Source organism: Pseudomonas sp. KUIN-1 (assembly GCF_009176725.1).
GTDB lineage: Bacteria > Pseudomonadota > Gammaproteobacteria > Pseudomonadales > Pseudomonadaceae > Aquipseudomonas > Aquipseudomonas fragariae.
The window spans coordinates 1,388,071-1,408,865 of sequence record NZ_AP020337.1; the positions used below are offsets into that span (position 1 = coordinate 1,388,071).

Annotated in this window: 19 protein-coding genes and 1 pseudogene; 5 read left to right on the plus strand and 15 right to left on the minus strand. The window is 56.8% G+C overall.

Annotation, left to right across the window (positions count from 1 at the left end; translation table 11 throughout):
• Positions 1 to 14: 14 nt before the first annotated feature.
• From KUIN1_RS06665 to sctW, 14 genes are all read right to left on the minus strand, one after another.
• Positions 15 to 875 carry an HNH endonuclease gene (locus KUIN1_RS06665; protein ID WP_024659974.1) on the minus strand — a complete coding sequence of 287 codons (861 nt, stop codon included), beginning with the start codon at positions 873 to 875 and terminating at the stop codon, positions 15 to 17.
• On the minus strand, positions 872 to 2,575 hold the full coding sequence (locus KUIN1_RS06670) for an AAA family ATPase (RefSeq protein ID WP_152091892.1): 1,704 nt from the start codon (positions 2,573 to 2,575) through the stop codon (positions 872 to 874). Before KUIN1_RS06670 ends, KUIN1_RS06665 begins: the two co-directional genes overlap by 4 nt.
• A 531-nt stretch (positions 2,576 to 3,106) precedes the next feature.
• The gene (gene sctU, locus KUIN1_RS06675) at positions 3,107 to 4,186 is read right to left on the minus strand and encodes a type III secretion system export apparatus subunit SctU (protein ID WP_004406538.1); all 1,080 of its coding nucleotides are present in this window, start codon (positions 4,184 to 4,186) and stop codon (positions 3,107 to 3,109) included.
• A complete protein-coding gene (gene sctT, locus KUIN1_RS06680; RefSeq protein WP_003339813.1) occupies positions 4,183 to 4,977 on the minus strand; it encodes a type III secretion system export apparatus subunit SctT in 795 nt (264 codons plus the stop codon). Before sctT ends, sctU begins: the two co-directional genes overlap by 4 nt.
• On the minus strand, positions 4,978 to 5,244 hold the full coding sequence (gene sctS / locus KUIN1_RS06685) for a type III secretion system export apparatus subunit SctS (protein WP_004406535.1): 267 nt from the start codon (positions 5,242 to 5,244) through the stop codon (positions 4,978 to 4,980).
• Positions 5,245 to 5,251: 7 nt separating this feature from the next.
• On the minus strand, positions 5,252 to 5,905 hold the full coding sequence (gene sctR, locus KUIN1_RS06690) for a type III secretion system export apparatus subunit SctR (protein ID WP_152091893.1): 654 nt from the start codon (positions 5,903 to 5,905) through the stop codon (positions 5,252 to 5,254).
• Positions 5,902 to 6,300 (minus strand): FliM/FliN family flagellar motor switch protein, encoded by a 399-nt coding sequence (locus KUIN1_RS06695; protein ID WP_024638522.1) that lies wholly within the window; start codon positions 6,298 to 6,300, stop codon positions 5,902 to 5,904. Before KUIN1_RS06695 ends, sctR begins: the two co-directional genes overlap by 4 nt.
• Positions 6,290 to 7,006, minus strand: coding sequence for a type III secretion system protein (locus KUIN1_RS06700; RefSeq protein ID WP_024651708.1), 717 nt, complete (start codon positions 7,004 to 7,006; stop codon positions 6,290 to 6,292). The genes KUIN1_RS06695 and KUIN1_RS06700 overlap by 11 nt, the downstream gene beginning before the upstream one ends.
• Positions 7,003 to 7,575 (minus strand): type III secretion system protein HrpP, encoded by a 573-nt coding sequence (gene hrpP, locus KUIN1_RS06705; RefSeq protein WP_011266889.1) that lies wholly within the window; start codon positions 7,573 to 7,575, stop codon positions 7,003 to 7,005. Before hrpP ends, KUIN1_RS06700 begins: the two co-directional genes overlap by 4 nt.
• A 6-nt stretch (positions 7,576 to 7,581) precedes the next feature.
• Positions 7,582 to 8,028, minus strand: a complete 447-nt coding sequence (locus tag KUIN1_RS06710; RefSeq protein WP_004405163.1) for a hypothetical protein — start codon at positions 8,026 to 8,028, stop codon at positions 7,582 to 7,584.
• Between the two features lie 2 nt (positions 8,029 to 8,030).
• A complete protein-coding gene (hrcN, locus tag KUIN1_RS06715; RefSeq protein WP_011266891.1) occupies positions 8,031 to 9,380 on the minus strand; it encodes a type III secretion system ATPase HrcN in 1,350 nt (449 codons plus the stop codon).
• Positions 9,377 to 10,351 (minus strand): type III secretion system inner membrane ring subunit SctD, encoded by a 975-nt coding sequence (gene sctD, locus KUIN1_RS06720; RefSeq protein WP_024651709.1) that lies wholly within the window; start codon positions 10,349 to 10,351, stop codon positions 9,377 to 9,379. The genes hrcN and sctD overlap by 4 nt, the downstream gene beginning before the upstream one ends.
• Positions 10,352 to 10,384: 33 nt before the next feature.
• Positions 10,385 to 12,472, minus strand: coding sequence for a type III secretion system export apparatus subunit SctV (gene sctV / locus KUIN1_RS06725; RefSeq protein ID WP_011266893.1), 2,088 nt, complete (start codon positions 12,470 to 12,472; stop codon positions 10,385 to 10,387).
• Complete coding sequence (gene sctW / locus KUIN1_RS06730) at positions 12,472 to 13,578, minus strand: type III secretion system gatekeeper subunit SctW (RefSeq protein WP_024651710.1); 1,107 nt, start codon at positions 13,576 to 13,578, stop codon at positions 12,472 to 12,474. Before sctW ends, sctV begins: the two co-directional genes overlap by 1 nt.
• A gap of 241 nt (positions 13,579 to 13,819) precedes the next feature.
• On the opposite strand from sctW, the gene hrpL reads away from it, so the two are divergent.
• From hrpL to hopZ2, 5 genes and pseudogenes are all read left to right on the plus strand, one after another.
• Positions 13,820 to 14,374 (plus strand): RNA polymerase sigma factor HrpL, encoded by a 555-nt coding sequence (gene hrpL / locus KUIN1_RS06735; RefSeq protein ID WP_011266895.1) that lies wholly within the window; start codon positions 13,820 to 13,822, stop codon positions 14,372 to 14,374.
• 73 nt (positions 14,375 to 14,447) lie between these two features.
• Positions 14,448 to 16,754, plus strand: coding sequence for a type III effector HrpK domain-containing protein (locus KUIN1_RS06740; RefSeq protein WP_172980037.1), 2,307 nt, complete (start codon positions 14,448 to 14,450; stop codon positions 16,752 to 16,754).
• Positions 16,755 to 16,938: 184 nt separating this feature from the next.
• Positions 16,939 to 17,919 carry a XopAH/AvrB family type III secretion system effector gene (gene xopAH, locus KUIN1_RS06745; protein WP_032636100.1) on the plus strand — a complete coding sequence of 327 codons (981 nt, stop codon included), beginning with the start codon at positions 16,939 to 16,941 and terminating at the stop codon, positions 17,917 to 17,919.
• Positions 17,920 to 18,346: 427 nt separating this feature from the next.
• Positions 18,347 to 18,625: pseudogene (locus tag KUIN1_RS28335) on the plus strand (type III effector); the annotation flags it as partial.
• 161 nt (positions 18,626 to 18,786) lie between these two features.
• On the plus strand, positions 18,787 to 19,875 hold the full coding sequence (gene hopZ2 / locus KUIN1_RS06755; RefSeq protein ID WP_080269152.1) for a type III secretion system YopJ family effector HopZ2: 1,089 nt from the start codon (positions 18,787 to 18,789) through the stop codon (positions 19,873 to 19,875).
• Between the two features lie 165 nt (positions 19,876 to 20,040).
• Here hopZ2 and KUIN1_RS06760 read toward each other — a convergent pair whose 3' ends face one another.
• On the minus strand, positions 20,041 to 20,787 hold the full coding sequence (locus tag KUIN1_RS06760; protein WP_024651715.1) for a tyrosine-type recombinase/integrase: 747 nt from the start codon (positions 20,785 to 20,787) through the stop codon (positions 20,041 to 20,043).
• Positions 20,788 to 20,795: the final 8 nt, after the last annotated feature.

Below are 20,795 nucleotides of genomic sequence, written 5' to 3' on the forward strand. Positions count from 1 at the left end.
TAGGTGAATGGGGTCTAGATAATTCGATGCGCTCCATTGGACCTCAGCGGTTTGCTCACAACGTGCCGTTGGAGTTCTCGCACAGCATCCTGGTTTTTAAGAACACCTTGATAGAAGGCCGTCGCCCAATTATTAGGGTATGGATCGCATTCTCGCTCGCTGAGCCTGGACTCAAATATAGATTTTATATCGCAGGGCTTGCTCTGGGCAATCCTGATCCAATGGCGGTATTGTTCATCGCAGTAGTCCACGATTCGCTGCTTGATATGCAGGTTTTTTAAGTGGGAACTTATTCTCTTCTCATCAACATCTGTAATGCTTTCTGGAATACTGAAGGCCGGTGAGAAAACAAGCTTTCCCTCCACGATCGTTACCTCAATCTTAAACCTCAGTGTCGACAACGCAGGGCTATAAATAGGATGAAGAAAGAACGACTGATTTTCATGTTCACAAAAATATTTCACCCCTTTTATTGGAGCGCAGTCACGGCATTGAGGCACAAGATTATCAGAAAAAATCGAGTATTCCGGCCAACGCTCTTTCGGTAAGAAATGGTCGAGCGTTTCCGGCGCTCGAGGAAATCCACAATAGGGGCACTCATCCAGCGTATGATCATGACGGCGAGCCTCTAACAGTGTCTTTAACGCCGCTGGAGGGCGCTCATAAAAGTCTATCAGTACGTGGCCAGAAAGTGAGATCCCGCTTTTTCGTGGCTCTGTTTGATAGTCCTCAATAAATCCGTCAAACTCTTCATAGCGCTCGCGAACGGCATACTTAATAAATCCAAGTATGGCAGTGTTTTTTTTAGCTGAGCCAATAGCCAATTCAAACCAAGAGCAACCCGGTCCAGTGCGAAGGTATGAGAGGTCCTTCATTTCGGCCTCCGCTCAATATCCGGCTCCACATCATTCTCACCCGCGATAAGTTTACCGCTCAGATACGCCAGTGCCTCGTCTCCTACCTTGGGACCGAGCTTCTCAAGGGCCTCCTCGGGACTCGCGCAATCGGCGACAGCTTCGTCAATTGAGTCTTCGTAGGGCTTGCGCGTCTGATAGTCATCAAACGCCAGTCCCATGATGACTTCCACGGTCTGACCAAATGTTTCAAAATTGGGTCTCGAAACATCTGTCCTATCCTCCACCTTTCGCAGCACCGAAATCGCAGACCGCTCTACCTCTCGCGCTAATATCGTCGAATGCGTAGCAATGATCGCGTTGGATTTTGTCGCGGCAAGCAACTGCTTCAGCATATCCAAAAGCCCGACCTCCATTGACGGGTGGAGATACAGTTCTGGCTCGTCAAGGATGAGCAGGCTCTCCTCGTCCACTTCGGCGACTAAGTTCGGCAGCAGGTAGGAATAGATGGTCTGCCCGGAACTCAGAGGAACCGTTCTATCTCCTTTTAGGAATTCGATACCCGCCGCGTAATTAAAATCCTTGCGCGTAGCGAGACTCAGCCGTACCGCTTCCGTGGTGCGGCTAAGCACTATCGACGAATCATCTGAATTGAAAACTTGAACTGCATCAAAATCAATGGAGTGGGACAACGTATCAAACAGCAGCTCGAAACGGCTACCGCCAGTCCATTCGTTATCTGCATCATATTGAACGATACGATGGAGTGCTCGAGCGCTACTTTCTTTAGGCCACGTCAGGGAAAACTTACCCTCAGGGTCACGGAAACCAATGTAGACATATTCATTGACCAGTCGCCTGCGTCGTTCTTGCTCATCTTTAGCTGTCAGATCACTTTCGTGACTGTCGTCAGTCTGGGCCATGGCTTGGTTTGGCAAGGCATTTGACAGCTCAACCTCGGTTTTGAACGACTCAAAGGGTGAATAGGCTGCCACAATGACTTTATGGAAGAAGGGCCAGCTCTCAGCATGTTTTTCCACTCCCGTAACCAAATCTATCAAGTGGCGGAGGACGTGGCTTTTTCCGACACCGTTCCGGCCAATGAGTAAGTTGATATTGGTACGACCTAACTGCCTGGCGTTGTCAAAATTAAATTCGACAGCGTCAAAGTTATCCGGAAGCCCCTCCAGCTTGAACGAGAACTGTTCCTGCGCTTCATAGCTGCCTAGCGCTATCTGATAGCCTTTTTTTAAGATGGCCTTAGCAAGGCGATCTCTGAACAGGGACAGCTCGAAACCCTCCCAGTTTGAAAAATCTCCGTACGCATGCAGATTATAACTCCCGTCACAAATCTGACGCAGGTAGTCTTCTGCCCTCTGGGGAATGAGAGCGTGGATCCTACGATAATAATCAATGTCGGATGATAGCGAGACCACCTTTTTATGATCCAACAGTTTCGTAATTCGAACGCTTTCTCCGACTTTATCATGGGATGTTAAAAAATAAATTGAAGAGTCATCATAACCATTCACAAGTAACTTGGTGCGCCCCAAGGACTCGCGCCTGCCATGCTCTACATGATAGACCTGAAAGGTGACGATATAACCAAAGTCATCCCAGGCCTTGGAATAATAGGTGCCAATGTGATCTTGCAGTAGATGGATGCCATCAATGTTGTCAATGTTAAGTGCGGTTGAAAAGTAAAACTCTATCCCTGGCATGCATAAGTCCTTTTAAAAATTTTCCCAACTACTTTAAAACAGCCTACGCTTGGCAATATTTCACTGCAAGCCCTTTGCAATGCATCAAGCGGGTGCCCCATCGCCGACTATACTGACCTCTCAGCATAGCGCGCAATGGTATTCAAACGACCCCTTTACTATCCGCCAATCGTCCAGCCCAATTAGAACGACGCTTTATCATCCAGGTTGAGTCTCTGTGCAAGCGTCAACTGACCCACCGCCGACACCTGGTATGGATTGCCACTATCAATCATTCAAGGCGCTTTCATGGCATACACAGCTCCCGAGGGGCTTAGTCCTAATACAACGATTTACCGATACATGGACCTGGCCACACTTCTCCTTGATTCGTCAGCGACTCCTGTTCTTCGCGGAGGTCAGTCATGAAGGCCTCCTCGAGGGGATGCTCATGGATCTGGATAGTTTAATGGACAGTGGCATGGCAGAGATGCTCGAACATGCCGTAAACAAGTACAGCTGCATTTTGGTTCGTCAGTGGACAATAAGCCATCACAGCTCGACTTCAACCTGAATCACCTCATCGGTGACTTCGTCCAGTTGCCGAACCACTTTGTAGATGTGACCGACAGCTTGCAGGGTGGGCCGGGGGATATATTTTCCGACCTTGGAGCGGTACAGCGTCCTGGTCAGCCAGATGCTCTGCACCACCGGGATGCCGGCTTTTTTGGCGCGGGCAATCAATGCCAGGGCTTCCTCGTCTTCACCTTTGCAATGAATCAGCGGCAGAGGCGTTTCGCCTGGTCGGTAATACAGGGCCACCGCGTAGTGCGTCGGGTTGACCAGCAGCATGTCGGCGTCTTCCACCGGCTTGGGCGCAGCACTGGGCTCCTGATTGAGGATCTCCTGGGCAAGTTGCCGACGATGGCCTTTGACGTGGGGGTCGCCTTCCGATTGCTTGTACTCTTTCTTGATGTCCTCGTGGCTCATGCGCAGTTTTTTCGCATGGAAGTATTTCTGCATTGCGAAGTCGATCATCGCGATCGCCAGCAGCAGCCCCAATATCACTCGCAAAATATGCCTGAACAGCTCGACCAGGGCATGCCAGTAGGTCGTCAGATCGCTGTTGGCCAGCAACACCAGGGTGCCCAGCACAGGTTTGACTTGCACATACAGCGTCGCGCCGATGGCAATGGCCTTGAGCACACTGAGCAGCAGGTTGAGCAGGTTTTGCCCGGAAAACATCTGTTTGGCGTGGGAGAACGGGTTGATCTTGTTGGGATCGATTTTCAGCGCCTTGGGCGCGAACAGAAAACCGATCTGCATCCAGCTGCTGATCAAACGCATCAGCATCGCTATACCGACGCTGCACAAGGTAAAGCTGAGCAGTACCGAGAGTCCTTCGCTGGCGATCAGCTCGACCGACGCGGCAAAGCTGCGGTCGATGCCTTGAAAGGACAGCGACAACAGCGCCTCCAGTCGGTTGACGCTTTCATCAGCCAGGGCCAGGGTAATTTCACTGACGGCCATCAACACCAGCAGTTTGCCGAGGTCCTGACTCTGCCCGACCTGACCCTTTTCCCGCGCGTCGCGCAGTTGCTTGGGCGTGGCCTTTTCGGTTTTTTCGCTCACGGCACTTGCACCAGAAGCGTCAGTAGCGACTTCAGATCAACCAGCTTCAACAATTGACCGGTGCCCAGTTCCAGCAGCGTCGGCAGATAGATCAGCAGAAAAGCGAGGCCGGCCATACTCTTGGCCGGCATGGCGAGGATCGAAACGTTCAGCTGTTGCGCATACAGACCAATGATCGCGAACGCCGCTTCGATCAACAGCAGCAGCGCAATGAAGGGCGCCGCATACAGCAGCATGTGCTGCATCGTCTGGTTCAACTGCTCCAGAAAGACATCCAGGCCGCCAGCGTTCATGCCCGGCATCCAGGCCGTCGGAGGCCAGACGCTGTAGCTGTCCCAGATGATCTGAGTCATCAGTGAAAGCCCCCCGGTGAGGATTACCAGCATGATCAGGGTTTCTTGAAACAATTCGCCCAGTGGCGTGGCGTCAGGGCCCAGCGCCGGGTTCAACTGGCCACCGCTGAGCGCACCGCGCTGGCTGTCGAGCAGCGCGCCCACCGAGGCGAACATCCAGAATGGCGCATACAGCAACAGCCCCAGTAGCGTGCCGAGTACCGCTTCCTTGATCAGCAGGCCGCCGATTGCGAACCAGTTGTCGTCGAGGGACTCCAGAGCCTTGCTGATGGCCGGTGCCGGGATCATCGCCATCACCGCCACGACGGCATAACGCAACGGGCCTTTCAGGTATTTGAAGCAAAAGGCTGGCACCAGCAGCATGCAGGGCATCAGCCGCGCCATTGCCAGTCCCATGCCCAGCATGAATTGAAAGGCGCTGTGCGCGTCGAAGGGCATTTAGTGACTGACCCCGGAGCGGGCAATCAGGTCGAAGGCCATATTGATGAACTCGATCAGCTCGACGCCGATCCAGCGGCCGGTCATGGCCAGGGTCAGTCCGACGGCGCCCAGTTTGATGCCGAAGGGCAATGTCTGATCCTGAATCTGCATGAGTGCCTGCAGCAGCGAGGTGACCACACCCACCAGCACCGCAACGGCCAGCGGCGGGGCGGTCAGGATGACGACCAGAAACATGCCTTGCTTGAACAACGCCAACGCTTCCATGACCGCCTCACATGTAGGAATAGAACAGGCTGTCGAGCAGACGCGACCAGCCCGATACGAGCACGAACAGCAGCAGTTTGAGCGGCAGCGACAGTGTCATCGGCGAGACCATCTGCATGCCCAGTGCCAGCAACAGGTTGGAGACAATCAGGTCAATGACGATGAAGGGGATATAGATCAGAAAACCGATCTCGAAACCGGCCTGCAATTCCGACAGCACAAAGGCCGGGATCGCCAGCAGAATATCGTCTTTGCTGGCCTGATCGGCCATTTCCTTGGGCCACATGCGCTGGGTATTTTCCAGCAGGTGGGCCACGACGTCCGGATCGGTGTTGCGTGTCATGAAGCGTTGCAGCGGCTCGATGACGACTTTGAGGCTGCTCTGCAGTTTGTCGGCGTTGCTCAGTTCCAGCGGGTGTTCATGGACCCGCTGCTGTATGTCATGCGCCACCGGAGCCATGACGAACATCGTCGCGGCCAGGGCGATGCCATACAACGCCATGTTCGGCGGTACTTGCTGAACGCCGATCGCATTGCGGGTGATCAGCAGCGTCATGGCGATCTTCAGAAAGGCGGTACAGACGATCAACAGGAACGGGATCAGCGACAGCGAGCCGAGAAACAGCGCCAGCATGATCGGGTTGATGCCCTCCATGATCATGAGCGCGCCACCAGCCGGGTAATCTGCAAACCGAGGCGGCCTTCGACGTCGACCAGTTCGCCTTCGGCAACCACCTGCTCGCCATGGCACAGCGTGGCGTGGCCTGGCGCGATGCCGCTGACTTCGAGAATGGTTCCGGCGTCCAGTCGGCGCAGTTCGGCAAGGGTTAATCTGAGCTCGCCGCAGCGCAAGGTCAGGTCCAGCTCCAGTGAGTCGAGCATCGGCGACTCATGGTGGTCTCCTGACTGCTCTTCATGCTCCGGTTCGTCCGCATACCCGAATGCCTGCTCGGCGTGTTCGTCGTCATGCGGTTGCTGATCAGCCTGTTCAGGCACCGGTTCTTCATAGTCGTCGAGCATCTCGACGTCGTCCTGATACAGATCTTCAGTACTCATGGTGACTGTGCTCCTCATGACTGAGCTGCAGAAAAAGATGCTGTGCCTGTTGGTCGGTGCAGGCCGCCCATTGACGGCCAGCGAGTGTCACGGACCCTTGTCCGGCGCTGTCGAATCGGCAGCGGGCAGGCAGCACGACGTCACCGGGGCGTAGCGCGGCGATTTGTTCCAGTGTCAGTGACAGTTCGCCGACGATCAGCGGTGTCGCCACCGACCAGGATTGGTCCACGTCACGCTTCAAGACTTGCCAGTCAGCCGAACCCAGAAGCCTGAGCAGGGTGGCGGGTGCGGCGTGCAGGTGGGCATCCAGTCGTTCGCTGCCCAGCCGTACGTGAACCCGGCAGCCGATGGCCGGCTCGGTCGGGGCGTCGGAAAACGGCGCAACAGGCGCCAGCAGGTCGGCAATCACCGGGCTCAGGCGCTGGTTGAATAGCTGCCAGTACCAGGCCTGGTGCTCGCCGCCAAGCGAGAAGGGTATTTCGCCCAGCAGGCTGAGCAACGCTTCGGCATCGCTCAGCAGCAAGGGGCCGACCGCAGTATTCAACCAGACACCGTCTGCCGGTATCCGCGCGTCTTCGAGCTGCGGCAGCAGGCTCAGTTCGGCGTGTTGACCGCGGGTGCTGAAGCCCAGGCGCCGTCCGGCGCCGAGTGCGCGGGTGGCTTGGGCCAGCAGGGCGTCGACCTTGCGCAGACGCAGGGCGCTCATGCTGTGAAGTCTTCATGCATGTCCAGCTCGACATCCTGCCCGAGTGCCTGCGCCAGCGAGTCCCGGCATGCGCCGACCTGGCCCTGCAAGCGCTTGAGAACGTCACGTCGGCCAAAGCCCAGTTGAATGCTCCAGCGGTTTTCGGATTTGCTGGCGTTGACCCGCACGCTCCCCAGATTGGGCATGAGCAGGCTGAAGGCCAGCGGACCGTCCGGCTGATCGGGCAAACGCTGCGCCAGCTCGTCGATCAACTGCGTCGGTACGTTTTCGGATTGTGCAGAGAAGGCCACACCGCTGCCTCCGAAGCCCTGCTGATCCGGCTCTTCACCTACCTGCGGTATCAGCAGTTGCGAGAAGAACATGCCGTCGGCGCTCATCGGGCTGTCGGTGACTGAACGGTTCAGCGCGAAACGAACCTTCTGTACATCGCCGCGAGGCGCCCCGGCAAAGGCTGGCGGCTGGTCATCGGACCTGTCGGGTTGACGCAGCGAAGGCAGGGCGCGTGAGGTGGCCGGCGGGGCACTCGGCACGGGTGGCGCTTTGGCAGGGGTTTTGATCGGTGCGGTCATCGTCACTTAACCTTCTTCGTTGAGCGTCTCCTCCATGCAGGCGAGTTTCTCGACCGCGCGCTGAGACGCCTTGGCTTGCAGCCGTTTCTGTTCAAGCAACGCCTGTTGTTCAGCTACTCGCATTTGCTGTTGCTCCACGTCCTGGCGGATGTAAGCCAGGCGGTCGAGCATGGTTCTTTCCTTTTCGTGCCAGCCGTCGACATCAGTCAGGCTGAGCGTCTTTTGCAAATGCGCATGGGACAGACTCTCGCGGCGGCGCTTATGGTTGTCGCGTTCCTGATTCAGCGACGCCCTGGTCTCTGCTAAGTGGTCGAGCATCGATTTCAGTTCCAACTGCGCCTGGCGATGGGCGCGCTCGGCACTGGCCTGACGATGTTGGCGCAGTGGCGTGAGCAGCCCGATCACCTGCTGCAGAGCGACCTGTTGCGGGTCGTCTTCCAGTGGTTCGTCCATGGCTACTCCGGCAGTTGAGAAGTGAGTTGCAGCAGCCTGTCGAGGGTTTCCTGCAACGGCACGGGTTCACGCAGGTCCTGGCGCAGAAACGCGTTTATAGCCTCGTTCAGTTGCACGGCGCAGTCGGTGACCGGGTCGGCCCCGGCCTGGTATTCACCCAGGCGCAGGAGCATTTCCACTTGTTTATAGGCGGCCAGCAACTGACGCAGGCGATTGTTCGCCCGTTGATGTTCGCGACCGGTGACGTTGCTCAGAATCCGGCTGATGCTGGCCGACACATCGATTGCCGGGTAGTGCCCGCGTTCAGCCAGTTTGCGCGACAGTACGATGTGCCCGTCGAGCAACGAGCGCACTTCGTCGGCGACCGGATCGTTCATCGAGTCCTGTTCGATCAGTACCGTGTAAAGCGCGGTGATCGAACCGTTTTCGCTCATCCCGGCGCGTTCCACCAGGCGTGGCAGCAGGGTGTACACCGAGGGCGGCAGACCGCCGCGCCCCAACGGCTCGCCCGAGGCAATGCCGATTTCCCGTTGCGCGCGGGCGAAGCGGGTCAGCGAGTCGAGCAGCAACAACACTTTCTGGCCGCGGGCGCGAAAGGCTTCGGCAATGGCGGTCGCGGTGAACGCAGCGCGGGCGCGCTCCATGCTGGAACGATCGGATGTCGCACAGACCAACACCGAGCGGCGGCGCAGGGTTTCATCCAGTTCATGGTCGAGAAACTCGCGCAGCTCGCGGCCCCGTTCGCCGATCAGGCCGAAAACGATGACGTCACAATCCATGTTGCGCGCCAGTTCGGCCATCAGCGTGGTCTTGCCGCAGCCTGCACCGGCGAACAGCCCGACACGCTGGCCTTCGCCGAGCAGGATCGCACTGTCGATGGCGCGTATCCCGGTGGGTAACGCTCGGGTGATACGCGGTCGCTGGGTCGGCGGCAGGGCGTCGGCGATCACCGGCAGCGTCGTGCGGCGGTCCTCGGGGCCGGCGAAAGCACCGAGGCAATCGCCCATCAGCGGGCGCCCGAAACCGTCCAGTACACAGCCGAGCAGGCTGTCATCGACGCCGATCCGGTGTGCCACACCCAGCGGGCGGATCGGCGCGCCGACCTGAATACCGTCGGGTGGGCCCAAGGCACTGAGCAGCGTGCATTCCTGGGTGAAGCCGACGATTTCGGCCAGCAGCAACGAGCCGTCGGCTTTGCTCACTTCACACAGATCGCCGACCTTGGCCGACGGAATCTTGCACTCCAGCAGAATCCCGCGCACGGCGCTGACCCGGCCAATGACGCGCACCGCGCAGTACTCGCTCAAACGCCTGGCGTGGGCGTCTTTCCACAGGTTCAGTGCTGCATTCACCAGTTCACCTCGATATGGCGATTACCGTCGAATTGCAGACGCTGATTGTCGATACGGGTGAGGCGCAGGCCATCCACTTCATCGCCTACGTACACACGTCGACCGTCGGCAGTCACCAGGTGCGCATGCGGCCCGGTCATGATCTGAACCACCACAAAGGGCAGGGTGTTGCGATTGCTGCCCACGTTGTCCAGAACGGTGACCGGCGAGTCGTACAGGGCCTTGAAGCGCTGAAGCATGCGCTGGTAGACCAGCAGCGATTCTTCTTTCAGATCGCCGTTGAGAATCAGCCCGTCGGGCGTCTCTTCCACGCTGACGTCGGTCAGCAGACGGTCGCTGAGCATGGTGCTCAACTGGTGGCGGACGGCATCTGCGCTGCTCAGGCGTATGCGGTTGTCGGTCACAGGGTTTGCCGCCCTGGCTGGCGCCTTGGGTGTATCGGGCGAGGCCTCTGTCGTGGCGGCCGCCAGGTGTGCCGGGCTCTGATCCATCGCAATAGCGGGCGGGCGAGTCAGGCTCCAGGCGCTGCCGATGACGCCCACCAGCAGCCCGGCGATGATGCCTGTGGTGCGGTTGAGAAACTGCGAGCGGGACTTGACCTTCTCCAGCGGCACGTCGTTGCGTGCCGGCCCGGATTCGGCCTCAGGCTGTTTGGGAATCACGGCGGGCACCGAGGGCCACTCATCGCCTGCAGGCGAAACGCACAGCCACACCGAACCCAGCATGAAGGCGTTATTGAGCGTCAGGTCGATGCTCGGCCGGACGTTGCCCTGTTCGTCGCAGACCGCGCCTTGTTCAGCGTTCAGTGTCCAGTTGTCGTCGACACGTTGCAGGCGGCAATGCAGGCTTTCCACGCCCGCATCGTCCAGCGCCAGATCGTGTTGCCCGGCAGAGCCAATCGACCATTGCTCACCGATCAGCGGTAATGCCGCGCCTTGGTGCTGGCCGTTCAGTACGCGTAATTCAAACATCTGAAAGTCTCCGTGCATTCAGGCCTTGCAGGCTCAGGCAGCGTGCTCGTTGTCCAGCGCCTCGAGATCGTCTTCAAGGTCGAATCGACCCATGACCTTGACCTTGGCCGCGTTGCTGATTTCCGCGAAAGATAGTACGGGTACATGGTAGAACTCCTCCCTCAACAAGGTACGCAGAGGGCTGCGCAGATCCTGTGCCACCAGCAGAACCGCCTGTTCGGGAGCTCGTACCGGGAAGGCAATGTGCAGCTGTTGCACGAGCATCTGGCTGATCTCGTTGCTCAGCGCGAAGAATGTTTCGGTTTGCGTCTGGCGCAGGCCATCACGCAACAACCCCTCGCTTTCCGGCGTCAGCAGCCACACTTGCAGGCCTTCGGCACCGCAGTACTGGTGGTAGATCTGCGACTTGAGCGCAATGCGCACATAGTCGGTCAGCACATTGGTATCGCGTTCATGCTGACAGTGCTCGATCAGGGTTTCGGCAATGACCCGGATCGCCCGCAGCGGCACACACTCCGAGGCCAGGCGTTGCAGGACAGCCGAGAAGCGCGTCAGGGTGAGGACCCGTTGCATTTCCTGAGCGAGTTCCGGTTGCTCGGACTCCAGCCAGCCGAGGATGGCTTTGGTTTCCTGCAAGCCGATGAACTGCGGCGCGCAGGACTGCAATGCGCGCTCCATGCGTTCGATGATCAGGGTCGTGGAACTGACCGGGTTCAATTCGCCGGACTGCTCGGCAGGCAGCCAGACCCATTGATCTTCCTGGCGGTCGGTATTGCCCGGGATGGCTGCCGGAAGGTTTTCACCTTCCAGCTGGCGCGCTTCCACGGCGACATGGCTCTGTGTGAAGGTGGCCTTGAGCATCGGTACGTCATAGACGGTGAAGCGAAACTCGTCCGGTGCAATGTCATCGACGTGCTCGATGATGAACGAAGGCAGGGTCAGGCCGTACTGCACCACCAGACGGTTGCGGCGCTTGCGTATTTCGCTGACCAGCGCTTCGATCTGCGCGCTGTCCTGACCGGGGTGGAATTGCAGCACAAACTGGCGGCTGGGCGAGAAAGTACGCAGGTCTTCCTTGCCGTTCATTTCTGGCGCCACAGTGGCTGTACGTTGCTCATCGGCCTTGGGTTTTGCCCGTTGCAACTGCAGCAGTCCACCGGCACCGCAGATGATCGCGATGGTGATGAAAACACCGGTCGGCATTCCCGGCAGTGCAGCGAAGCCGAGCATGGCCACCGAGGCGATGATCCAGGCCTTGGGCTGGCTGGTAATCTGCTCGGCGATCTCGCGGCCGATGTTGGCTTCCACACCCGCCTCGGTGTTGGGCACGCGGGTGATGATCATGCCGCTGGTCACGGAGATCAGCAGGGCCGGAATCTGCGCGATCAGACCGTCACCGATGGTCAGTACGGTATACAGCTGCAAGGCGTCGCCCGCCGCCATGTTGTGCTGAAGCACACCGATGGAAATGCCGCCGATCATGTTGATGGCAACAATGATCAGGCTGGCGATCGCATCGCCGTTGACGAATTTCATGGCGCCGTCCATCGCACCGAACAACTGGCTTTCCTTGTTCAGTTCGGCGCGTCGTTTACGGGCCTCGTGGACGGTGATCAGGTTGGCGCGCAGGTCACTGTCGATGGACATCTGCTTGCCGGGCATCGCATCCAGAGTGAACCGCGCACCGACTTCGGCGACCCGTTCCGAACCTTTGGTGATCACCAGAAAGTTGACCACCGTCAGGATCAGGAAGATCACCAGACCCACCGCCAGGTTGCCGCCCACCACGAACTGCCCGAACGCCTCGACGATGTGCCCGGCGTCCTGGTTGAGCAGAATCAGCCGCGTGGTGGAAACCGACAGGGCCAGGCGAAACATCGTGGTCAGCAGCAGCACGGCAGGGAAGGTCGAGAACGCCAGTGGCCTGGGCAGGTGCATCGCCAGCATGATCAGCAGGCAGGAGATGCAGATATTCACGGCGATCAGCACGTCGATCAACCCGGTGGGCAGCGGCGTGATCATCATGAACACGATGGCGATCACAAAAAACGCACCGACCAGTTCCGAGCGGCGCATGGCCGACAGCGCGACCATGTTCAGAAAGTTGATGACCCGGTTCATCAGGCAAGCCCCTCGTATAGTTGCTTCTGTTCCTTCTGCGTAAGCTCGGCCATCAGCGTGAGTAGATTATTCAGCGCGGCCTGGCGGCTTTTCAGGTCCCGCCAGAGCAGGATCGGCAACTGCATCAGCATCGGCCGCAGGCCATTGAGAAAGGCCAGCTGGTGTTCGAGCCTGTTGCCCCCGATGTGCTGGGTCAGTTGCAAGGTCTGATTCACATTCATGCCATTGGCCGTCAGGGTCAGCATGTGTTTGAGGAAGGCCGGCGGGTCCACCGTCAGTTTGGGATTCTTTTTGCGCATGCGCCCCAGCAGATGTTCGCAGCCGCGCAGCAACGTAGTGACATGGCGCGCGGTGGTCAGGCCATGCATCAGCGTGCGCAGTTGTTCATGGGAAGCCGACGGGGTAATCGCCGAAAGATCGTCGGCGATGGCGATGCGCATGTCGCGCAGGTTCAGGTCGAACTCGCCGGGTTCCTGTTGCTCGCCAATCAAGGCTTCGATCAAGCCCGTGACATTGGGTTGTCCGGAAACCGCTACGCCATACAGATTGCGTAAGGCAGTGCGGCGCTTGTTATCGATGTTCTGGCGCCCGAAGGCTCTTGCGGTATTGATTCCGGCGCGGGTACGCGGGCCGAATTGGCGGCGCAGATGTTTAAGCGTCTGGGTCAGCGCTACATATTCTGCTTCCGCCCCATCGTCTTCTGCCTGTTTACGTGCCGCCTGCAACACCACGTGAGCCTTGGCAGCGTCGCCGTCAGCGAATTCCAGAACCTGTTCCAGATCGGCGTCGTTGTCCTGCAGCAGTTTTTTGCGCAGCAGTCTGGCGGCGTTATCCAGCCCGGTGTCGCTGGCGCTCATCAGCAACTGATAAAGCTCGCCCAGCTTGACGGCCCGCGACTGCAGCGCGTTCCTGCTCGCGATCAGTTCTCGCTCACGCAGGATCCGGCTGTGCTGCACCAGTGCTGCGGCGAAGCGCGAAACCTGCAGTGACGAGGTGCCTTTTTCATCAGGCAACCCGCCGCCGGGAATCGCTCGCGCAGCCGGCGTGATGGCGCGGATTGGCGCTACCGGACGAATGGGCAATGTAGGCGGGGCGACAATTTTCATAGGACGATTCTGGGCCTGGTGTGACCGCTGAGTGGGTCGTCGACCCGGTTCGGTTCCCTGGTGGCGAAGGCTCATGCGTTTGTGCCAAAAGCTGCAGAGCTAAAAATCGTGTTGCGCAAAAAAATGTATTACAAAGAATTTCATATTTTAAAATATTTATACAAATCATGTGGTTATGATTATTTTTGGATTGGCATGGTTATCGCTATAGGACTTGCACTCCATCAATTGAGGCAAGCCCATGCTCCCGAATCTTGTGATCCTTGATGCAACCGAACCACGCCAACCATCGTCGTCCGCCGGTATCCGGCAATTGACGGCCGATCAGGTCCAGATGCTCAGAGCGTTCATCCAGAAGCGGGTGAAGAACGCTGATGATGTGGATGACATCCTGCAATGCGTGTTTCTCGAGGCGTTACGCAATGAGCACAAGTTTCAGCACGCCAGCAAACCGCAAACCTGGTTATGTGGCATTGCGCTGAATCTGATCCGCAATCACTTCCGCAAAATGTATCGCCAGCCCTATCAGGAAAGCTGGGAAGACGAAGTCCATACCGATCTGGAGTGGAACGGCGATATCACCCATCAGGTAGACGGTCACCGACAGCTGGCACGCGTCATAGAGGCCATCGATTGCCTGCCGACGAACATGCAGAAGGTTCTGGAAGTTTCGCTGGAAATGGACGGCAATTATCAGGAAACCGCCAACACGCTCGGTGTTCCTATCGGCACCGTCCGCTCCCGACTGTCCCGGGCGCGGGTGCAGCTCAAGCAACACATAGACCCGTTCGCCTGAGTGGTCATCTATCTGGAACCAACTTGCACGTAAAACCACACAGTTGCCATCCCTCACCACTTGGATGGCAACCATGCGTATATCCAGTTCTCCCAGTCCTGCCCTCGGCAGCATCGTGAATCAACCCACCTCTGGCGAACTGGCTGCTGAGACGCCATTGGCCAAAGCTTCGCTTACGCAGGGCAGCGCAGGTGGTGGTCAGGCTTTTGTGCAGTTCGGCCAGGCCAACGACAGCCCCTCTTCCTTTTCGGGAACCGAGCAAAGCGGTTCATCGCTGATGAGTCTGCTGACTCGCAGCAGCAGCAGTGAAAGCACCTCCAGCGTCGATCAGGACAGTGATCAGGTGTCCCCGATGACATCGGTCTCGGCCACAGCGAGCTCGGCATCCACGGCGGCCTCCAGCCCGGCGAATGCCCCGAGCGCTACCGATGCAGCGTTTCTCGATAACTCCGAATATTCCTCGCCCGAGGCGCTCAAGCGCTGGGAGCCGATGGTTGCCAACCTGCCGCCCGAAGAGCGCGAGCAGGCGGCCAAAGAACTCAACCGGCCCATCGCCGCAGCGTGGATGGCCAGAGAGGATGGTCCCAATGCCGAAAAGGCGATGGCGTTCATCAATGCCAACCCTGCGTTGAAGACGGCGGTGGACGTCGGCAAGGATGGCGGTAATGCGGATGGCAAAATCACCAACAAAGACCTCAAGGCGTTCGCCAAAAACATGGAGAAGGCGGCCGACAATGCCGACAAGGATGTGGCCAAGTACATGGAAGATAACCCCGGCGCTGATCCTCAATCGCTTGAAATGGTGCGCAGCGCAGCGGTGATGCGCGCCAATATGCCGTTGGCGACGGCAGCCGACCCTCATCATGCCGTCGGGGCGGCGGACAAAACCGATGTCGATGGTAATGTCAGCGCCGAGGGTCTGAAAGCGCTGATTAAAAGTAACCCCGGGTTGTCAGGTACGCTCAAACAGTCGTCCAACATGTGGTCGCAGGCGGGCTTCCTCAGCCAGGTGGATGAAGCCGGGCTGACCGGGCGCAAGAAGGCTGCGCATAGCCCCGACCAAGTGTTCGATGCGTCCAATATGAGCGAGTGGATCAGAAAGAGCGCCCCCAAAAATGGTGGCCAGTTCGCCAGCATGCTCAGCGACGCCGCGACGTTGAATTCGGTAGCCGGTATCGATATCAGCAAGCTCAACGCGCAGGTGTTCGAGAAGCCCAAGGCTTACACCGGCGCGCAGAAAGCCGCTGTGATGATCAAGTTGCAGCAGACTCAGCAAAGCGTGATAGCCGGGCGGGATTTGCGCAATACCGAGAAGACCGAGGCGGGCCTTAACGAGCGAATCGCCCAGTTGCAAGCCGATCCCGACGTTCAGGAGTACCTCAACAAAAGCATTCCTGAACAGGAGCGCAGTCTGGTGCGCAGCGATTCAGCGCTGCAAAAGGCTGTGACTGAGCAGGCTCAAAACGTCAACAGCGGAAAGGCTTTGCAGACCGACATGGCAACCGCGGACAAAGCGGTCGACAAACACAACCCCAACCCCGATTACAGTGGCGCCATCACCGGCCTGTCGGCTCAACTGCAACTGCAAAAAGACCTTTTTCCCGATGCTCAGGTGCCCACTGCCCAGCAAGTCTTCAACAACCAGCCTGATGAACTGCAAACGAAGATCGCCGACTCCTACGTTCGCAATTTCAGCGAGGGGGGCGCTCTGAAACAACTGCTTGGCCAGAAAAAGTCTGACGCCGGCGAGTCTTTGCAAACCGCAGATAACCAGAAAGCGGCGTATGAAAGCGTGCTCCCCGCTGATTTCGTTAATGATGAGCGTGAGAGCTACACGGCCAGCACCTTGTCCGAACTGCAGAACTCCAAAAAAGGCCGCAAGTTGCTGGAGGGCAAGACCGATGAAGAGGGCGGCCCTTCGCTGGCCGAGCAGCTCGCCGAGCAAGGTATCGGAGGCAAGGCATTCAACTCGGTCATGGGCTTTGCGTCAGTGTCTGACAGGCTCGCCAGCGGTGACAAGCTGGGCGCTGCTCAGGGCATCATCGACAGCTCCAGGTTGGGCGCGGAGGCAATCAAGGGCGGCATAGACACCGGCGCGAAAATGATGGGCCGTGAGGCGTCCGCCGGCCTTGGTCGTCTGGGCGGACAGATGATCGGCCGTGCCGTCGGCCTGGTTGCCGGCGAAGCCACAGGACTTGCTGCAGGCGCAGCGCTGGGCGCTGCAATCCCGGTCATCGGCTGGGCCATCGACGGCGCCATGGCGTTGGGTTTTGGTATTTCGGCGATTATCGACGCAGTCAAAAAGCACAAGGCACAGAAGGCGTTTGATCATAACGTTGACCCGGTGCTGGATCAGTTCGGGATTGACAGGGCGCATTGATTGAATTGAATCGGCTCAGACGCCTTGAATGCTGAGCCTTCATTTTTACAGATCCGTGTGGGCTGTTTAATCGGCCGCATGAAAGTTTATGGACAGCGTTAGCGCTAGACGCTAAAAAACCGAGGCTATTTGACAAATATCGGCCTTTTGTCAGGCCTGACATTAAATTAAACAGTTAGAAAAGGTGAGCCCGAAGAGTTGCGTATCGTCAAAAGCATCTGTCATTTCTTCGGACAGCTTTCGCGCATCATATACAAACTCTCCAGAGGCATCCTCTGTCCATCAACGAGCCAGGACGCCAAGGTGCGGTGAGCTTCAGGGGCCCCAAGTGAGCAGATTGATGCCTTGCCAGCAGGCGTTAGTAGGAGTGGCCCGATGGCCTGATCCGCATTTTAACAGGGACGATGCGCCCCACCAGATGGAGTATGGAGAATCGTTCTACCATAAAAGCCGAGAGCTTGGTGCGTCGGTCGCCAATGGAGAGATAGAAACGTTTCAGGAGTTCTGGAGTGAGGCTCGTGATTGGAGAGCTTCCAGAGCAGGCCAAGATGCTCGACTTTTTAGTTCATCGCGTGATCCCAACTCTTCACGGGCGTTTGTTACGCCTATAACTGGACCATACGAATTTTTAAAAGATAGATTCGCAAACCGTAAAGATGGAGAAAAGCATAAGATGCTGGATTTTCTCCCACACAGCAATACGTTTAGGTTTCATGGGAAAATTGACGGTGAGCGACTTCCCCTCACCTGGATCTCGATAAGTTCTGATCGTCATGTCGACAGAACAAAGGATCCTTACCAAAGGTTGCGCAACCAAGGCATGAACGATGTGGGTGAGCCTAATGTGATGTTGCACACCCAAGCCGAGTATGTGCCCAAAATTATGCAACATGTGGAGCATCTTTATAAGGCCGCTACGGATGCTGCATTGTCCGATGCCAATGCGCTGAAAAAACTCGCAGAGATACATTGGTGGACGGTACAAGCTGTTCCCGACTTTCGTGGAAGTGCAGCTAAGGCTGAGCTCTGCGTGCGCTCCATTGCCCAGGCAAGGGGCATGGACCTGCCGCCGATGAGACTCGGCATCGTGCCGGATCTGGAAGCGCTTACGATGCCTTTGAAAGACTTTGTGAAAAGTTACGAAGGGTTCTTCGAACATAACTGATCGTTGCAGCGTTACTGGCGTTTGAACGCTGCCAGTAACGTACTGCGCTGCTTATAATGAGACGGGCCAACGTTCCATTTGTGTGGAACGTTGGCAGTGATTGGTTTGAGTAAGCTTTTCCAGGTACGACGAGTGCAGCGAAGTAACAATGAGAATTCACAGTTCCGGTCATGGCATCTCCGGACCAGTATCCTCTGCAGAAACCGTTGAAAAGGCCGTGCAATCATCGGCCCAAGCGCAGAATGAAGCGTCTCACAGCGGTCCATCAGAACATCCTGAATCCCGCTCCTGTCAGGCACGCCCGAACTACCCTTATTCGTCAGTCAAAACACGGTTACCCCCTGTTGCGTCTGCAGGGCAGTCGCTGTCTGAGACACCCTCTTCATTGCCTGGCTACCTGCTGTTACGTCGGCTTGATCGTCGTCCGCTGGACCAGGACGCAATAAAGGGGCTTATTCCTGCTGATGAAGCAGTGGGCGAAGCGCGCCGCGCGTTGCCCTTCGGCAGGGGCAACATTGATGTGGATGCGCAACGCTCCAACCTGGAAAGCGGGGCCCGCACGCTCGCCGCAAGACGCCTGAGAAAAGACGCCGAGACGGCGGGTCATGAGCCGATGCCCGAGAACGAAGACATGAACTGGCATGTGCTGGTTGCCATGTCGGGTCAGGTGTTCGGGGCTGGCAACTGTGGCGAACATGCCCGTTTATGTGGAATAGAAAGTCAACACCATGATGTGCTCCTTAGCTCACCGTCTCTGGCTGGCTTGATAAGTGGGATGACCATCATTCATGGAACCACGGTAGCTTAGCTGACCACTCAAGGGCGTTTAATCCAGAAGCCTTCCTAAGCATTAAGGAGAACATCACGATGGGAATTTGCGTTTCCAAACCTAGCGTCCGGCATGACTACAACGAGGATTATGGGAGAAATTATGGCGCTGATACCGCCCAAGCTTCTTCGAACACTTCAAGTTCCGACAGCGAATGGGAGCAATCCCCTCCGCACTCGCCTAGGCAACCTGTAGCTGCTGACATACCCGATAGAGCCAAGGACAAGATTTCAGCGCTACGCGAGTCGTACTACAGATCACAGATGAATTCAAATCCGGATCTCTTGCATTATGCAAAAAACATACTCGACAACATAGAATACCGACAGTCCAACATTGATACACTTCAACTTGACGCTCAAAACCTAGGTTCGCTTGCTGCAGCTTATAATACAAGCTTCTCACAACTTAACCTGCATTGTTTCGACTCGCGCATCGCATTCCTAGATCACCTGCAAAGTCATAATGAGCCAGGCGCGTGGCGTGGTGTTTTTCGGCTAAATCCGCCCTCACTTCATCATGTTGCTGTGGACGTACGTAACCACTCCAATGGTCAAAAGACGCTGATTGTATTGGAGCCCATTACCGCCTATAAGGATGATGTTTACCCTCCTGCCTACTTACCGGGTTATCCTCAACTGCGCGAGGAGGTCAATACGCGATTTCGAGGAAATGCTAAAATGTCTGTCATAGAGACTGATGCACAACGTTCATGGCACGACTGTGTCATATTTTCGCTTAACTTTGCTTTGTGCGCCTACCAAAAAGATAGTGCCTTTGATAGCCTTCATGAAAAACTGGCTGAAAGTGGCTATTGTTTTCCAGGAAATGAAGATAGCCGATCGCGACTTGCCAGAGGCATAGAATTGATTGACGGAAAGCAAGTGCTGCCTGCCGTATTTTATAAACATGCGCATTCCCGAGGGACAGTGACTGCCGTAGAGAACGCTCAGCCCCACATAGCAAACGACAATGTCAGCACAAATCGGTCATCGTCCGGAGAAACGTTAAATGAACGTGCTGAGGCATTCCGCGTCCATCGGGAGGGGGGTGATCCAGAAAACTATAGTATGTCTATCGAGTCGTCCCGGGCGCGAAAGATAAGGAAAGCCCTAGAGAGCCAATAATAAGATGCACTGACTCATTTAGATGGGTCTCCCTGAGAGAAAAGACATGCAAGGGAGCCGCTGACTTATTCAATAACCAGTTATTGCCTCGTTATAAATCAAGGTCTCCAAAGCGTTCTCGGGGCAAAAAACGAATAAATCAGCGGCTCCTTGGGACGCGCACGATTACCGGCTTTTATTCGCCTCGATTTGACTGGGCGTTCTGCCATCCGGCGTCGGTACGTCATCGAGCTTGCGTATAAGCCCATTCAATTTTTCCAGGTCACCTTCAACAACAGCCCGCTCGTCGGCCGTCAGGGGCACGGCCTCCAGGTAATGTCCGATAGATGCTCTACCTTCCAAGGCCTGTGCTCTGGCGCTGGCTTTGGGAATATTAAAATCACAGCCGGCACACGCCATTCGATGGGGGCAACTGCTCCAGAACGGATTTGAACAGTACGAATCGCCCAGATCATAAAAGGTATAGGGGTCAGATGAATGGCGCGCGATTACGTCGTGGTCGATAAGCACTGACTCCATGTGCGACATTTGATCCGCTTTGACAAATGATGCCGCCAGCTTGGTGGGGCGGATGCGGATGTAATGGAGCGTAGAACTGGGCGAACTGTGCCCAGACCACTGCATTAGCTCCATAAGCGACATACCCTGTGGAACACTCGCCAATGCAGTCACGACCGAGGCGCGCCCCCGATGGCTGGTAATACGACCCCGACTGTCGTCTAGCGGGACACCGGCCTTTGCACATAGCATCGGGATAATCGTGCGGTTGATGACTCCCGCGCCCATGCGCTTACCCCGAAACTGAAACAGGTAACTGACCCTCTCCCCGGTTCGTTCATCCACAAGCGGTGCCTGGTTCACCGGTCTTTCTTGAAGCCAGGCGTCGATTCGCTCTTTAACCACCACCGCCACGGGTTTGA

What these genes read in the sequence shown, in the direction of transcription:
- sctT (WP_003339813.1), bottom strand. Translation starts at nt 4,977, where the DNA reads ATGCCCTTCGACGCGCACAGCGCCTTTCAATTCATGCTGGGCATGGGA.
- sctW (WP_024651710.1), bottom strand. Translation starts at nt 13,578, where the DNA reads ATGAAAATTGTCGCCCCGCCTACATTGCCCATTCGTCCGGTAGCGCCA.
- hrpP (WP_011266889.1), bottom strand. Translation starts at nt 7,575, where the DNA reads ATGACCGCACCGATCAAAACCCCTGCCAAAGCGCCACCCGTGCCGAGT.
- KUIN1_RS06665 (WP_024659974.1), bottom strand. Translation starts at nt 875, where the DNA reads ATGAAGGACCTCTCATACCTTCGCACTGGACCGGGTTGCTCTTGGTTT.
- hopZ2 (WP_080269152.1), top strand. Translation starts at nt 18,787, where the DNA reads ATGGGAATTTGCGTTTCCAAACCTAGCGTCCGGCATGACTACAACGAG.
- KUIN1_RS06710 (WP_004405163.1), bottom strand. Translation starts at nt 8,028, where the DNA reads ATGGACGAACCACTGGAAGACGACCCGCAACAGGTCGCTCTGCAGCAG.
- sctV (WP_011266893.1), bottom strand. Translation starts at nt 12,472, where the DNA reads ATGAACCGGGTCATCAACTTTCTGAACATGGTCGCGCTGTCGGCCATG.
- sctR (WP_152091893.1), bottom strand. Translation starts at nt 5,905, where the DNA reads ATGATCATGGAGGGCATCAACCCGATCATGCTGGCGCTGTTTCTCGGC.
- KUIN1_RS06740 (WP_172980037.1), top strand. Translation starts at nt 14,448, where the DNA reads ATGCGTATATCCAGTTCTCCCAGTCCTGCCCTCGGCAGCATCGTGAAT.
- sctS (WP_004406535.1), bottom strand. Translation starts at nt 5,244, where the DNA reads ATGGAAGCGTTGGCGTTGTTCAAGCAAGGCATGTTTCTGGTCGTCATC.
- KUIN1_RS06670 (WP_152091892.1), bottom strand. Translation starts at nt 2,575, where the DNA reads ATGCCAGGGATAGAGTTTTACTTTTCAACCGCACTTAACATTGACAAC.
- KUIN1_RS06695 (WP_024638522.1), bottom strand. Translation starts at nt 6,300, where the DNA reads ATGAGTACTGAAGATCTGTATCAGGACGACGTCGAGATGCTCGACGAC.
- hrpL (WP_011266895.1), top strand. Translation starts at nt 13,820, where the DNA reads ATGCTCCCGAATCTTGTGATCCTTGATGCAACCGAACCACGCCAACCA.
- KUIN1_RS06700 (WP_024651708.1), bottom strand. Translation starts at nt 7,006, where the DNA reads ATGAGCGCCCTGCGTCTGCGCAAGGTCGACGCCCTGCTGGCCCAAGCC.
- sctD (WP_024651709.1), bottom strand. Translation starts at nt 10,351, where the DNA reads ATGTTTGAATTACGCGTACTGAACGGCCAGCACCAAGGCGCGGCATTA.